Raw genomic sequence first — 14680 nt, forward strand, 5'->3', positions numbered from 1 at the left:
ATGATCTCGATCGGTATCGTCGGATACGGCTACTGGGGGCCGAACCTCGCCCGGTGCACGTCGGAGAGCGAGCGCTGCCAGCTGGTGGCCATCGCCGACCAGTCGCCCGCCGCGCTCGCCCGGGCCGGCAAGCGCTACCCCGCCGTCCAGCTCCATCAGGACTGGCGCGACCTCGTGGCCGATCCCGCGATCGACGCCGTCATGGTGGCGACGCCGGTGAGCTCGCATTTCGAGATCGCCATCAACGCGCTCCGGGCCGGCAAGCACGTCTTCATCGAGAAGCCGATCACGCCCTCGGCCTTCGAGGCCCGGCTGCTGATCGAGGAGGCGGCCAAGCGCAACCTGAGGCTGATGGTCGATCACACCTTCGTCTACACGGGCGCGGTCGAGAAGATCCACGAGCTCGTCACGACCGACGCCATCGGTGACGTGTTCTACTACGACTCGACCCGGGTGAACCTCGGCCTGTTCCAGCGCGACGTGAACGTGATCTGGGACCTGGCGGTCCACGACCTCGCGATCCTCGACCACATCCTGGATCTCGCCCCGGTGGCGATCTCGGCGAGCGGCACCGGCCATTTCAGCGGCCGTCCCGAGAACATGGCCCACCTGACCGTCTTCTACCCGCGCGGCGTGGTCGCGCAGATCAACGTCAACTGGCTCGCGCCCGTGAAGGTGCGGCAGACGCTGATCGGCGGCAGCAAGAAGATGATCGTCTACAATGACCTCGACCCGATCGAGAAGGTCAAGGTCTACGACCGCGGCGTCACGGTCGGCGGCGGCTCGGACGACATCACCGAGCTGATGGTCTCCTACCGGACCGGCGACATGTGGTCGCCGCACCTGTCCTTCCGCGAGGCGCTGATCGTCGAGATCGAGCACTTCGCCGATTCCATCGAGAACGGCACCGCGCCCATGACCGACGGCCACAGCGGCCTGCGCGTCGTCGAGATGCTCGAAGCCGCCATGCGCTCCCTGCGCCAGAACGGCGCCCCCATCGACCTCATGCCACTTGCGAGGGCCTCGTGATCCCCTTCCTCGACCTCAAGGCGCAGTACGCGGCGATCGGCGGCGACGTCGAGACTGCAATCCTCAACGTCCTGCGCAGCGGCGACTTCGTCCTCGGCCCGGCGGTCAGCGCCTTCGAGACGGCCTTCGCCGAGGCCTGCGGCGCCCGCCACGCGGTCGCCGTCAGCAGCGGCACCGCGGCCCTGCACCTCGCCCTCCTCGCCCTCGACATCGGCCCGGGCGACGAGGTGATCACGGTCTCGTCGACCTTCGTGGCGACGGTCGCGGCGGTCCTGTATGCCGGGGCCACCCCGGTCCTCGTCGACATCGACCCGGTCACCTGGACCATGGACCCGGCCCTGGTCGAGGCGGCGATCACGCCCCGCACCAAGGCGATCCTGCCGGTGCACCTCCACGGCCGGATGGCCGATCTCGACGCGCTCGGCGCCATCGCCCGGCGCCACGGGCTCGCCCTCGTCGAGGACGCCGCCCAGGCGCATCTCGCCGAGCGCGGCGGCCGCAAGGCCGGCACGATCGGGGATATCGGCTGCTTCAGCTTCTATCCCGGCAAGAATCTCGGGGCCTACGGCGAGGGCGGCGCCATCGTCACGGACCGGGACGACCTCGCCGCGGCGGCCCGCTGCCTGCGCGACTGGGGCCAGCAGGGCAAGTACAACCACGTCCGCCACGGCTTCAACCTGCGCATGGACGGCGTCCAGGGCGCGGTGCTGGGGGTCAAGCTCCCGCACCTGGAGGGCTGGACCCGCGCCCGCCAAGCGGTGGCGGCGGAGTACGGCGCCCGGCTCGCGGGCCTCGGCCTGGAGCTGCCGGCGCCCGCCGGGCTCGACCACGTGTTCCACGTCTACGCCGTGTCGACGGCGGACCGCGAGGGGCTGCGCCAGTACCTCAACGCGGCCGGCATCGCCACCGGCATCCACTACCCCGTCCCGGTCCACCGGCAGCCCGCCTACAGCCACCTCGACGACGGCGCCGGCCGCCTGCCGGTCACCGAGCGGCTGGCCGCCCGGACCCTGTCCCTCCCGATGTTCCCCGAGATGACGTCCGCGCAGATCGACACCGTCTGCCGGGCCGTCGCGAGCTACTGCGAGGTCGCCGATGCCCAAGCTGCGTGAGGTCACCAAGGGAAGCCGGTTCAGCGGCGACCTGCGCGGGACCCGGATCCTGGTCACCGGCGGATCGGGCTTCATCGGCTCGCACATCATCGACCTGCTGGTCGAGGCCGGCTGCGACGAGATCGTGGCCATCGACAACATGATCCGCGGCCGCCCCGAGAATCTCGGGGACGCCCTCGGCTCCGGCCGCGTCCGCCTTGTCCAGGGCGACATCCGCGACCGCGCCCTGATGGACACGCTGGTCAAGGGCACCGACGTGGTGTTCCACCAGGCGGCCCTGCGGATCACGCAATGCGCCGCGGAGCCGCGCCACGCCTTCGAGGTGATGGCCGCCGCGACCTTCAACCTGCTCGAGAGCTGCGTCGAGGCCGGCGTCGCCAAGGTGGTGATGGCCTCCTCGGCTTCGGTCTACGGGATGGCGGAGGTCTTCCCGACGACCGAGAAGCACCACCCCTACGACAACCGGACCCTGTACGGCGCCGCCAAGTCCTTCGGCGAAGGTCTGCTGCGCTCGTTCAACGACATGTACGGGCTGGACTACGTCGCGCTCCGGTACTTCAACGCCTACGGCCCGCGGATGGACCTGACCGGCCGCTACACCGAGGTCATGGTCCGCTGGATGCAGCGCCTGGCCGAGGGCCAGTCGCCGATCGTCTTCGGCGACGGCCTGCAGACCATGGACCTCGTCCATGTCCGCGACATCGCCCGGGCCAACATCCTGTCGGCGATCTCGCCGGCCACCGACGTGGTGCTCAACGTCGGCACCGGCGTCGAGACCTCGCTGGTCGACCTCGCCGGCCACCTCACCCGGATCATGGGCCGGGACGGCACGCCGCTGATCCACGAGGCCGAGCGGGCCGTGAACCCGGTGCCCCGGCGCCTCTGCGACACGAGCCTCGCCAAGGCGCTGATCGGCTTCGAGGCGAAGATCGGGGCGGCCGAGGGCCTCGCCGACCTCGTCGCCTGGTGGCAGGACGAGTCCCGCTCGGAACACCTGCGGCGGGCGCTGGCATGATCCCGATCGCCAAGCCCGAAGTCGGCGACCCCGAGGCCGAGGCCGCCGCCGCCGTCGTCCGCTCCGGATGGCTGACCCAGGGGCCGCAGGTCGCGGCCTTCGAGACGGAGTTCGCCGCGATCGTCGGCGCGCCCCATGCCTGCGCGGTCTCGAACTGCACGACCGCGCTGCATCTCGCCCTCCTCGCCGTCGGGGTCGGCCCCGGCGACGAGGTGGTGACGGTGAGCCACAGCTTCATCGCCACCGCCAACGCCATCGCCCAGTGCGGGGCGACGCCGATCTTCGTCGACATCGACCCGGCGACCTACAACATGGCCCCGGACGCCGCCGCGGCGGCGATCACCGGGAAGACGAAGGCCATCGTCTGCGTCCACCAGATGGGCATGCCCTGCGACCTGGAGGCGATCGTGGCGATCGGGCGCCGGTCCGGCATCCCGGTGATCGAGGACGCGGCCTGCGCCATCGGCTCCGAGCGGCTCCAGGGCGACGTCTGGCGGCCGATCGGCAGCCCGGCGGGGGACATCGCCTGCTTCTCGTTCCACCCGCGCAAGGTGCTGACCACCGGCGACGGCGGCATGATCACCACCGCCAACGCCGCGTGGGACCGGACCTTCCGGCTGCTGCGCCAGCACGGGATGAGCGTCTCCGACATCGCCCGCCACGGCAGCGCCCGGGTGGTGGTCGAGGAATACGCCATCGCGGGCTTCAACTACCGGATGACGGACGTGCAGGCGGCCATCGGCCGGGAGCAGTTGAAGCGGCTGCCCGACCTGATCGCCCGGCGCCGCGACCTCGCCGACGGCTACCGCGCGCGGCTGGCCGACCTCCCCGGGGTGACGCCGCCGCCCGAGCCGATGGGGCTGCGCAGCAACTGGCAGAGCTACTGCGTCCGCCTCCCGGACGATGCGGACCAGCAGGCGGTCATGCAGGCGATGCTCGACCGGGGCATCGCCACCCGCCGGGGCATCATGTGCGCGCATCTGGAGCCGCCCTACGCCGAGGCGCCGCGGCGGTTCGCGCTGCCGGAATCCGAGCGGGCCCGCGACCACGCGATCCTGCTGCCGCTCTACGCGGCGATGACGGAGGCGGCGCAGGATCAGGTCGTCGACGGCCTGCGCGCCGCCCTGCGATGATCCCCGCACCGGTCAAGAGCCTCGCCCGGACGGTCGGCCTGACCCGCCCGCGCGTCGCCGCCGCCCGGATGGCCTGCGAGCGCACGACGCTCGCCCTCGCCCGCCGGCGTCGGGCCCTGCCGGGCGGGCGCATCCTCTGCTACCACTCGGTGGGCCAGCCGGAATGCGGCGTCAACGACGTCGCCCCCGGGCGCTTCCGGCATCAGATCGAGCGGGCGCTCCGTCTGGGCTACCGCTTCGTGCCGGCGGCCGCCATCGCCGAGGGACGCGGCGGCGCCCGCGACCTCGCCATCACCTTCGACGATGGCTGGCACAGCGTGCTGAGCGCGGCGGCCCCGATCCTGCGTGATTACGGGATCCCGTGGACTCTGTTCATCGTGGCGGGTTGGCTGGACCGGCCCGAGACCGGGCCGCGCGGCATCCTGGACTGGCGCGCCATCGAGGCGCTCGCCGCGGCCGGGGTCGAGATCGGCAGCCACTCGGTGACGCACCCGGATTTCGGGCGCCTCGACACGGATCGGACCGTCGAGGAACTCGTCGTCTCCCGGGCCATCATCGCGCGGCGCCTGGGCGTCGCTCCGGCGAGCTTCGCGATCCCGCTCGGTCAATCGATGAACTGGACGCCCTTCGCCCAACAGGCGGCCCGCGAGGCCGGCTACCGGACCCTCTATGCGCAGGCGGAGGAGACCAAACCTGAGGGCACCGTGGGGCGGACCTTCGTCACCTGCTTCGACCATGATCTGATCTTCCAGGCCCTGCTGCGCGGCGCCTTCGATGCGTGGGAAGAATGGGTCTGATCTCCGGCGTCTCGGGGTGCTCCGACAGTCCGAGGCCGTACTGCCCTGTCATGTCGCAGCAGATCCATCGGCCTGGGAGGCGCCCCGATGCAAGACGGTCCGAGGCTGGTTTCGGTCATCGTGCCGACATTCCGGCGGCCCCATCTTCTGCGCGGTGCGCTCGCAAGCATCCGGCGCCTCGAAGATCGCGATCTCGCGTTTGAAATCCTCGTCGCGGACAATGGGGGCGCGTGCGAGAACCGGGCGATCGCCGAGGCGTTCGGGGCCACCTACCTGGCGGTGGAGCGCCGCGGGCCGAGCGCGGCACGGAATGCGGGCCTGCGTTTGGCGACCGGCGACTTCATCGCTTTCCTCGACGATGACGACGCGTGGCTTCCGGGGAATGTGCGTGCGCAGATTGCAGTCCTCGATGCGGATCCCGCTTTGGACGGCGTTCTGGGGCAGGCCGTCGGCACGGACCCGGACCTGAAGAATCCCTCAGCCCCTTGGCCGGAACGGCATCCGGGCGTCGGCGACGCGCTTCTTCGGACCATGCTGAGCGGCTACTTTCCTCAACTGGGCACGCTCGTGGTCCGCAGACGCGTCCGCGATTTGGTGGGTCTGTTCGACGAGACGCTCATCGGTGGAGAAGACCTGGATTGGCAGCTCCGTATCGCCCGCCGGCGGACCCTGGGCTATGTCGAGACACCCTGCATGCTCTTCCGCGGCCGCGCCCACGGCACCTACGACGCGATTCAGTACGACCGTCTTGCCTACGACCGGCTGGTCTTCTTCAGGCATAGTGTGCCGGAATGGCGTATCTGGCCCTCGCCCCTCGCGTTCCTCAGGGCGTATCAAGGAACGCTGCAGCACTTTTACTGGTATTTCGTCACGATCATGATCGCCGCGGCCTCGCGCGGCCAGAAGCGCCGGGCCTTCAGGGCGATCGTCGGAGCGCTGAGGGTCTTCCCGGTCCGCGCGACCTATCATCTGGTCGCGCGCCGGGATTGCCGAAGGGCGCTTGTGCAGATGGCCTCGATGCATCGGCCGATCTGATCGGGCGCCAGCCGGGCCGACGGCCCGGCACGGCCGGTCCGTCACGGGGATCGGCGGGATCGCTCCCCGCGGCCGCCGTCACGCCGTCAAGCGCATCGACCGCATCGACGCGGAACGGGCCGAAGCCGGTGCCCGCCCGGTCGCGCGCAGGCCCGAACCGCCGCGGGACCGAACGAACCGATCTATGGCAGAGGCGACTCCGTCGACGGCCGCGTCCAGCCGGATGTCGCGGCTCATCTGCGGCTCCGCATGCGACAGCTGCTGCAGACGCTTCGCGGCGATCCAGGTCAGCATCTGATTGACGGGCTTGAGAGTCGGCATCGTGCTCGAACGCGCCGCGCGCCAGACTTCGGCGTTGGGCCAAACGACGTGATACATCTCGCGGATGTTGCTCGGCAGCAAGGCATGCGGGCGCAGGTCGATCTCGAGGGACTCGGACCAGTCCCGCCACTTCATGCGATGCGAGTGATGGAGCGGCTTGGCGGCGATCCAGGGTGTGCGGAGGGCATCGGCGACGATGGCGCCGTGCATCGCCTCGGTGATGAGGAGCCTGGCGCCCCTGATCTGGGACAGGATCCGCCCGACATCGTCCCGGGGATCGATCAGCGTGACGCCCGCCATCCGGCAGGCCACCTGCCAGAAGCCACGCTCCAGGCTTTCGTAATGCGGCATGAAGGCGACCGTGATGCCCGACGCGGCCTCCGGCAGCGGCAGCAGGCGCAGCAGGACGGCTGGATCGCAGATCGCCCGCTCCGCCGGGAGGCCGAGGCGCTGCGCGGTCCCGGGGCCACGGACGAACAGGACGTCCCAGGATCCGTCATGCACGTCCGGCATCGCCGAATAGCCGCCGTAGCCGGACCCGATAACGTATTTTCTTGCCGATCTCGGGTAGATGTCTTGGATGATCGAGCCGATCCCGAGGAACAGCGCCTCCTCGCGATCATCCAGAAAGCCGTCCGGAAGCATCGCGCTCCAGACCAGCGGGTTGAGTTCATCCCCGAAGTTCGGCGGATCGCCGGCAAAGTAGGTCAGCTTCATGTCGGGCGCCGTGACGTGTCGGGGTTCGACCGGGGCCGCGTCGGCGCGTTCGGCGCCGGCACGCTTCCGAGAAACTCAGGAGAAGGCCGGCTTCGCTATTGGAGGCCGAGGTTCCATCTGCAGAAGCATCTAAAATTCCACAGCAGCCAGCGCAGACGCCATTTGAGCCGGGTCTTGAAGCCGATGCCCGCATTGCGCAGGAGGCTCAGGCCGAACTCGGCACCGCGCAGCTCCTTCAGGTAAAGCCACGCCAGAGGATGCCATTCGTCGCGGCGCCAGGGTTTGGTCGCGTCGGTGAAGTGGATGATCTTCGGCCGCGGGGCGCTCCGGGTCAGGGCGGTCCACGTTGCGAACTTCTCGTAGAGGAAATTGCGCTGGAAGTTCCAGTCCGGTGGAATGCTAGTCCAGCGGTTCCAGAAGCTGATGTTCAACGCATCCTGATCGTCGTAATCGTAGACGTTGCTTGCAAGGAGCGCGATCGTGTGATCGAAGCTCTGGTCCGCTCTGAGTTTCTGGACATCCAGCAGGAGCACGCCCGCGTTGAAGTATCGGCCCTGGGCCGGCAGGCCGTACCGCGCGGCGAAGTCGCGCGGGTTGAGGCCGGCATCGACCACGGCTCCGAGCGCATGGGCGCCGAGGTCGAAGTCCCAGAGTTCGGCGATGTCGCTTTGAAGGATGAGATCGGAATCGAGATAAATCGCACGGCTGACGTCAGGCGGCATAAATCGCGGGATCATCAACCGGAAATACGTCGCCCGACTCATGCTCGGGCGATGGGCGTCGAACCCGAGCAGGACCGGATCGCAGATCTGAATCCACTCGATCGTGGCGCGTTGGGTCGAAACCTGGGCTCGGCTGGCCGCGTCGATGCCGTCATGGAAGACGAAAAACCGCAGCGGGTTGCGTTCGTTTCGTGTCTCGATCGAGCGCATGACCACACGAAGTTGTGGGATGTACGACTGATCGATGCCGAATGCGACGTTTATGACGGGCCTCTGCACGTCGTCCTCCGCTCGATTGCACCTGTGCTGACATGCGGCGCCGAGAAGCCACCGTCCGCGACAGGATGTTCAGGCGGGCCACCAGCCGGTGACCTCGCCATGGTTCGTCCAGTCGAGACGACAGTCCCGGATCGACCGTCCGTTCGATCGGTGCAGCTGCCTGCGGAAGGTATGGAGCGCCGGACGACCGATCACCCGCTTCAGGGCGAGCTTCCACCAGTCGCGCCGCAGGAGCAGGTGCGGATCGAACTCCGCTGCAGCTGCGAGGATCTCCTTCCAGTCGTCGTCGTGATGCAGGGTGAAGGAGTTGCTCGCCGTGATCAGGAGTTCGCGTCCGATCCGCCGCTGCATCGCGGCCACCCATCCCTGAAGCTCGGGGATCCTGTCTCCCTGCTCCTGCAGGATGACGCGGCAGGTTTCCATCTGCTCACGGCGATCGCTGATCGCCTGTGCATAGTAATGAGAACTCATGTTCTGGTTATGCCAGCGGTAATAGGCCTGCTTTGCATTCAGGATGACCACGGGCCCATGGCACGCGAAGCGCATCCACATCTCCATGTCGGAGGTGTGCCGCATCTTCGGATTGTAGCCGCCGAGACGGTGCTGGACGGATGTGCGGACGATCACGACCGGGGACGCGAACTGGTTTCCGAAGTCGCAGAAGCGCTTGATGAACGTGCGCCCCGGGACGAGCCGGCATTCCGGGTCCGATGCGTCGGCGACGGCCACCGGCTCCACGTCGCCGGCCTGGGACACCGCCATCCCGCAGACGAGCCCCGCTTCGGGATGCCGGTTCAGCGCCTGCGCCGCGCGGGCGAGCGCCCCGGGCGTCAGCATGTCGTCGGCCGAAAGCAGCAGCGTGTAGTCGGCCGTGGCCCAGTCGATGATTCCTTCGTTGAAGGTCTTGATATGTCCCTGGTTGACCGTGTGGCGCCGATAGGTGACGCGGGCATCCTCCCGGGCCAGGGCCCGTCCCACCTCTTCGGATGAGTCGTTCGACATGTCGTCGATGATGAGAATCCGGACGTCCACATCGCGCTGCGTCAGGATACTGTCGACGCATGCGCGGAGGTAGCGGCCGTAATTGTAGCAGGGGACGACGACATCGACCGTGCTCATGGTTCTTTGCCTTCCCGATAAGTCTACCTGCCGAAGGTCCAGTGACCTTCTTCGTGGAAGATGCCGAAGATGTACGGATCGAGATCCGGGTGCTGAACGTGGAACCGGGCGCCGATCTTGGCGTCGGCGATCGTGTCGAAGCCCTTGCGGCGCACGGAGATCGACACCCGGTAATCGTCCGCGGTGAGCCGGAGCGGCGGTGTCAGCAGCTCGATCGTCCCCGTACCGGTGATCACCGGCACCGGTGCCGCGTCGAGCAGCGTGCTGAACGTGCAGCAATGGGTCTCGTCGGCGCGGGTGAAGGAGCAGGAGACGTTCGCGTCGTGGATCGGCAGATCGGCCGCATACCGCATGCGGATCCGCATCCGCTCGCCGTGGGAGAAGACCGTCTTGCCCTCTCCGGCCGCGTCGAAGATCTCGACGCCGGTGATCCGGAAGTCCTGGCTCGACTGTTCGGGTCTGTACCACGAGGGGTGGGACAGGTAGCTGTCCTGCTCGTAGATTTTGAGGCCCGCATCCACGGGCCCGTCATAGGCCACCGTCCCGTTCTTGATGTAGATCACGCGCTTGCACATCGTCTTCACGCTGAACATGTTGTGCGACACGATCAGGATGGTGGCGCCGCTCGCTTGCAGGCGATGGGCGAAGTCCATGCATTTTCTCTGGAAGGCGTAGTCTCCGACGGCCAGGACTTCATCCAGGAGCAGGATGTCGGGCTCGAGATGGGCCGCGACCGAGAAGGCCAGCCGGACATACATGCCGCTCGAGTAGCGTTTGACCGGCGTGTCGATGAAGTCTCCGATCTCCGAGAACGCGACGATCGCGTCGAACTTGTCGGCGATCTCCTGCCGGCCCATGCCCAGGATCGAGCCGTACAGGAAGATGTTCTCCCGGCCGGTCAGCTCTCTGTGGAAGCCAGTGCCGACCTCGAGCAGGGCACCGACCCGACCCTCGAGGCGGATGCGGCCGGTGGTGGGGGCGGCGATCCGTGAGAGCAGCTTGAGGAGCGTGCTCTTGCCGGCGCCGTTCAGGCCGATGATGCCGACATTCTCACCGTGCTTGATGCCGAAGCTGACGTCCCTGAGCGCCCAGAAGGATTCCCGTGCCGGGCGCGCCTCGGAGCGGCGGGACAGGAGGCCCCGGACGCCCTCGCTGAGGGCATCGCGCAGGGAGTTCTGGTGCGCGGCCCGCGGCGCGCGCCAGTACTGCTTGCCGATATCTTGTACGCTGATTGCCATCGACATCAGATTACATCCGCGAAGGAGCGCTCCATGCGCTGGAAGAAGATCAGTCCGCTGACGAGCAGGACGAAGGCTGCCGTGACCGAGACCGTGATCGCGAAGGCGTCGGGCGGCGTCCCGCCGAGGACGGCGAACCGGAACGCCTCGATCAGGCCGACCATGGGATTGAGTGCGTAGAGCCAGCGCACCGAGGCGGGCACGATGCTCGACGCGTAGACGATCGGCGAGGCGTACATCCAGATCTGGATCAGGAACGGCAGCGTATGCTTGACGTCCCGGAAGCGGACATTGATCGGGCCGAGCCACAGACTCACGCCGAGGGCGAGCATCGCCGTGACGATCAGGGTCGGGACGGCCAGCACGAGGTGCCAGTCCGGCACCACGCCGTACCAGACCATCAGGGCCAGCATGACGGCCAGCGCGATGGCGAAATCGACCATCGGCGAGATCACCGTGGCGAGCGGGATGACCAGCCGCGGGAAGTAGATCTTGCGGATGAGTTCGGCCTCCGCCACGAGGCCGTTGGCGCTGCGCCGGACCGCTTCGGCGAAGTAGGTCCACAGGACGACCGCGCTGCCCGCGAACAGCGCGTAGGGCGCGCCGTCGGTGGGGATCTTGGCGAAGTGGCCGAAGATCACGGTGAAGATCAGGACGGTGAAGAGCGGCTGTGCGATCGCCCAGCAGGCGCCGAGGGCGGTCTGACGATAGAGGACCTTCAGGTCCCGCAGAATCAGGACGCGCAAGAGACCGCGATACTGCCAGAGGCCCACGGCGTCGAAGGCGATGATCCGGTCGTCGGGCGCAATCTCGGTGACCCGCAGCGTCGACGGATCGCCTCGCTGTTCGGTCAGCCCGCATTCCGACGGGCCGAGGGCAAGCGCATCCAGAGATTTCATCATTCGAGGGGGTCCCGCATGACGCTTCGAGCCCGTGATCGAGCTCGCGGGATCCGGTTCGAATCGACTGTCGAGCCGTCCGGTTGTCCCGCCGGAACGGGCTATCATTGCGGTGGGGCGGTCAGAATTACACCTTTCGTCGTATCGGTGCGGCCAACCGAAGTGGTGGTTGTGATCAATGACCGTAATCGCGGCCAATCACGGCAGATGAGCCCTCGGATGCGGGACCGTCGGCGTCCGCTTCCCTCCGGAACGGCCGGCCCGGATCCGCCGACCACCGGGGCCCGGTGTCGGGAGAGCCCCCATGAGATCACCCACGAGCCCCCCCGCGCGCGCCGCCGGTGCTCCGCTCGTGACGATCGCCATGCCGGCCCTCGACGAGGCCGACCACATCGCCGAGGCCATCGCGTCCGTTCTGCCCGACCGGGATGCGGTCGCCTGCGAATTGCTGGTGTTGGACGGCGGCAGCCGCGATGGCACCTGCGCGATCGTCGCCGCCCTGAGCGCCGGGGATCCGCGGATCCGGCTCGTCCACAACGAGCGCCGGATCCAGGCGGCGGCCCTCAACCTCGCGGCACGGCTGGCGCATCCCGCCTCCGCCTACCTGGTCCGCGCCGATTGCCACGCCGTCTATCCGGAGGGGTTCGTGCAGAACCTCGTCGGCACGATGCAGCTGCGGGAAGCCGTCTCGGTGGTCGTGCCGCTCCGGACCGTCGGGGTCACGCCGCTGCAGCGGGCCATCGCGGCGGCGCAGAACAGCCGCCTCGGCAACGGCGGCTCGGCCCACCGTCAGGGCGGCATCTCGGGCTACGTCGCCCACGGCCACCACGCGGCCTTCGACCGGCGGGCGTTCCTGCGGGTGGGCGGCTACGACGAGACCTTCACCCACAACGAGGATGCCGAGCTCGACCGGCGGCTCTGCGCGGCGGGCGGGCGGATCTACCTCGCCGCCGACCTCGCGATCACGTATTTTCCCCGCGCGCGCTTCGGCAGCCTCGCGCGGCAATACCGTCAGTACGGTCGCGGCTGCGCGCGGACCCTCGAGAAGCACGCCAGCCTGCCGCGCGCCCGCCAGATGCTGCCGGCCCTGGTTCTGCTCTACGCCGTCGCGGCCCTGCCCCTGGCGGCCCTGATGCCCGCCCTGCTGATCCCGCTGCTGCTCTACGCCGGAGCCTGCGGCCTGTGCGGCCTCGCCCTGGCCCTCAAGGCGCGGGACCCCGTCCTGCTCCTGAGCGGACCGGCGGCGGTGGCCATGCATCTGTCCTGGGCGGCGGGGTTCCTGTCCCATCCGGGCTACTGGCGGACCGTCCTCCGGGCCGCCCTGCGCCGCAAGCGGCCCGGGCTCGGCGTCCCGCCGGGATCCGACGCGGCGCGCGTCAACTGACCGGTTGACGCCGGGCCGGCGCCGCGCCTGGCGATGGGCTGGGCGCGGCCCTGCCATGTCAGAAGCCCGACGCTCTCTCGCATCCGTCGCCCATTCGCCCATTGGGGCGGTGGCCTCACGGGGCCAAGGCGATTATCGACACGCGCAACGATCCGGCCGCGCAGGGCCCGGAGACCGGCCGCGCCCCGCGTGCGGCAGCGCAGGAGAGTTGTGACCGTGCCCGACAGTACGCCGCGTCCCGTGATGCTCGTGATCCTCGACGGCTGGGGTCTGCGGGACGCGGTGGCCGACAACGCCGTCCACCAAGCCAAGACCCCGGTCTTCGACGCGCTGATGCAGGCGCATCCCCGGGCGCAGCTGAAAACCTTCGGCGCCGATGTCGGCCTCCCCGCCGGGCAGATGGGCAATTCCGAGGTTGGGCATCTCAATATCGGGGCGGGCCGCGTGGTCCTGCAGGACCTGCCGCGGATCGACTCCGCCGTCGCCGACGGTTCGCTCGCCCAAAATCCGGCGCTGATCCGGTTCATCGAGACCCTCCGCGCATCGGGGGGCACCTGCCACCTCGTCGGCCTGCTCTCGCCCGGCGGCGTCCACGCCCATCAGGACCACGCCGTGGCGCTGGCGCGGTTGCTGGTCGCGGCGGGGATCCCGGTCCGTCTCCATGGCTTCACCGACGGGCGCGACATGCCGCCCCGCTCCGCGGCCACCTGCATCGCCGATGTGGCGGCCACCCTGCCCAAGGGCGCGCGTATCGCCACCCTGTGCGGCCGCTATTTCGGGATGGACCGCGACCGGCGCTGGGAGCGGGTCCAGACGGCCTACGACGCCCTCACGGAGGCGCGCGGGACCCGGTTCGAGCGGGCCGGGCAGGCGGTCGCCGCGTCCTACGCGCAGGACGTGTCGGACGAGTTCATGCGGCCCGCGATCATCGGCGACTATGCCGGCATGCGGGACGGCGACGGCCTGCTGTGCTTCAACTTCCGCGCCGACCGGACCCGGCAGATCCTGGAGGCGCTCCTCGACCCGGCCTTCGCGGGATTCGACCGCGCGCGGACGGTCCGGTTCGCCGCCGCCCTGGGGATCGTCCAGTACAGCGTCGAGATCGACGCCTTCGCCGAGACCCTGTTCGGCCCCCTCGACCTGCCCAACGGCCTCGGCGAGACCGTGGCCCGGGCCGGCCGCACACAGTTGCGCATGGCCGAGACCGAGAAGTACCCGCACGTCACCTACTTCATGAACGGCGGCCGCGAGGAACCGTTCGCGGGGCAGGACGCGGTCCTCGTGCCCTCGCCCAAGGTCGCAACCTACGACCTGCAGCCGGAGATGTCGGCGCCGGAACTCACCGATCGCGCCGTGGAGGCGATCGGCTCCGGGCGCTACGACCTCATCATCCTGAACTTCGCCAATCCCGACATGGTCGGCCATACCGGCAGTCTCGCGGCCGCCGTGAAGGCGGTGGAGACCGTCGACACCTGCCTCGGCCGCGTGGTCGAGGCGGTGACGGCGCAGGGCGGGGCGCTGCTGGTGACCGCCGACCACGGCAATTGCGAGATGATGCGCGATCCCGAGACCGGGGAGCCCCACACCGCCCACACCCTCAACCCGGTGCCGGCCCTGCTCATCGGCGTCGACGGCGTGTCCCTGGCCGACGGCCGCCTGGCGGATGTGGCGCCCACCCTCCTCGACCTGATGGGGCTCGACCAGCCGGCCGAGATGACCGGCGCGTCGCTGATCCGGAAGCGGGGCGCGGGCTGAGGGCCGGGACCGGCGGCACGCCGCCTGCACGGCCCGGGCTGTCATGCCCGCCGTCCCTGCGTTACGTCCCGCCACGAAGCCGGTCTGTCCCAGCGTGGTGCGAGGTCGTGGTGCGTGTGACCGGT

At 69.0% G+C, this 14680-nt stretch carries 13 protein-coding genes; 8 read left to right on the forward strand and 5 right to left on the reverse strand.

Annotated elements, in window-relative coordinates; translation table 11 throughout:
* The 6 genes from ABIC70_RS03220 (at position 1) to ABIC70_RS03245 (ending at position 6121) form a co-directional block, all read left to right on the forward strand.
* The gene (locus ABIC70_RS03220) at positions 1-1029 is read left to right on the forward strand and encodes a Gfo/Idh/MocA family protein (protein ID WP_043379174.1); all 1029 of its coding nucleotides are present in this window, start codon (positions 1-3) and stop codon (positions 1027-1029) included.
* Positions 1026-2141, forward strand: a complete 1116-nt coding sequence (locus ABIC70_RS03225) for a DegT/DnrJ/EryC1/StrS family aminotransferase (protein WP_043379175.1) — start codon at positions 1026-1028, stop codon at positions 2139-2141. Before ABIC70_RS03220 ends, ABIC70_RS03225 begins: the two co-directional genes overlap by 4 nt.
* Entirely contained in the window at positions 2125-3156 is a 1032-nt protein-coding gene (locus ABIC70_RS03230; RefSeq protein WP_053609329.1) for an NAD-dependent epimerase/dehydratase family protein, read from the forward strand. Before ABIC70_RS03225 ends, ABIC70_RS03230 begins: the two co-directional genes overlap by 17 nt.
* Entirely contained in the window at positions 3153-4289 is a 1137-nt protein-coding gene (locus tag ABIC70_RS03235; protein WP_354438862.1) for a DegT/DnrJ/EryC1/StrS family aminotransferase, read from the forward strand. The genes ABIC70_RS03230 and ABIC70_RS03235 overlap by 4 nt, the downstream gene beginning before the upstream one ends.
* Positions 4286-5086, forward strand: a complete 801-nt coding sequence (locus ABIC70_RS03240; RefSeq protein WP_043759821.1) for a polysaccharide deacetylase family protein — start codon at positions 4286-4288, stop codon at positions 5084-5086. The genes ABIC70_RS03235 and ABIC70_RS03240 overlap by 4 nt, the downstream gene beginning before the upstream one ends.
* A gap of 87 nt (positions 5087-5173) precedes the next feature.
* Complete coding sequence (locus ABIC70_RS03245; RefSeq protein WP_354438863.1) at positions 5174-6121, forward strand: glycosyltransferase; 948 nt, start codon at positions 5174-5176, stop codon at positions 6119-6121.
* 78 nt (positions 6122-6199) lie between these two features.
* Here the strand turns inward: ABIC70_RS03245 and ABIC70_RS03250 are convergent, their stop codons facing one another.
* The 5 genes from ABIC70_RS03250 to ABIC70_RS03270 all read right to left on the reverse strand — a co-directional run bounded on the left by ABIC70_RS03250 (position 6200) and on the right by ABIC70_RS03270 (position 11419).
* Positions 6200-7159 carry a polysaccharide pyruvyl transferase family protein gene (locus tag ABIC70_RS03250; protein ID WP_354438864.1) on the reverse strand — a complete coding sequence of 320 codons (960 nt, stop codon included), beginning with the start codon at positions 7157-7159 and terminating at the stop codon, positions 6200-6202.
* Between the two features lie 95 nt (positions 7160-7254).
* On the reverse strand, positions 7255-8160 hold the full coding sequence (locus ABIC70_RS03255; RefSeq protein ID WP_078947106.1) for a glycosyltransferase: 906 nt from the start codon (positions 8158-8160) through the stop codon (positions 7255-7257).
* A gap of 69 nt (positions 8161-8229) precedes the next feature.
* Complete coding sequence (locus tag ABIC70_RS03260) at positions 8230-9279, reverse strand: glycosyltransferase family 2 protein (RefSeq protein WP_274926469.1); 1050 nt, start codon at positions 9277-9279, stop codon at positions 8230-8232.
* Between the two features lie 23 nt (positions 9280-9302).
* Positions 9303-10523 carry an ABC transporter ATP-binding protein gene (locus tag ABIC70_RS03265; protein ID WP_043379188.1) on the reverse strand — a complete coding sequence of 407 codons (1221 nt, stop codon included), beginning with the start codon at positions 10521-10523 and terminating at the stop codon, positions 9303-9305.
* Complete coding sequence (locus ABIC70_RS03270) at positions 10523-11419, reverse strand: ABC transporter permease (RefSeq protein ID WP_043355138.1); 897 nt, start codon at positions 11417-11419, stop codon at positions 10523-10525. Before ABIC70_RS03270 ends, ABIC70_RS03265 begins: the two co-directional genes overlap by 1 nt.
* Before the next feature lie 301 nt (positions 11420-11720).
* On the opposite strand from ABIC70_RS03270, the gene ABIC70_RS03275 reads away from it, so the two are divergent.
* Entirely contained in the window at positions 11721-12800 is a 1080-nt protein-coding gene (locus ABIC70_RS03275) for a glycosyltransferase family 2 protein (RefSeq protein WP_043379190.1), read from the forward strand.
* 243 nt (positions 12801-13043) lie between these two features.
* Positions 13044-14555, forward strand: coding sequence for a 2,3-bisphosphoglycerate-independent phosphoglycerate mutase (gpmI, locus tag ABIC70_RS03280; RefSeq protein WP_354438931.1), 1512 nt, complete (start codon positions 13044-13046; stop codon positions 14553-14555).
* The last annotated feature ends 125 nt before the right edge of the window (positions 14556-14680 follow it).

This window comes from Methylobacterium sp. 1973 (genome assembly GCF_040545035.1).
Lineage (GTDB): Bacteria > Pseudomonadota > Alphaproteobacteria > Rhizobiales > Beijerinckiaceae > Methylobacterium > Methylobacterium fujisawaense.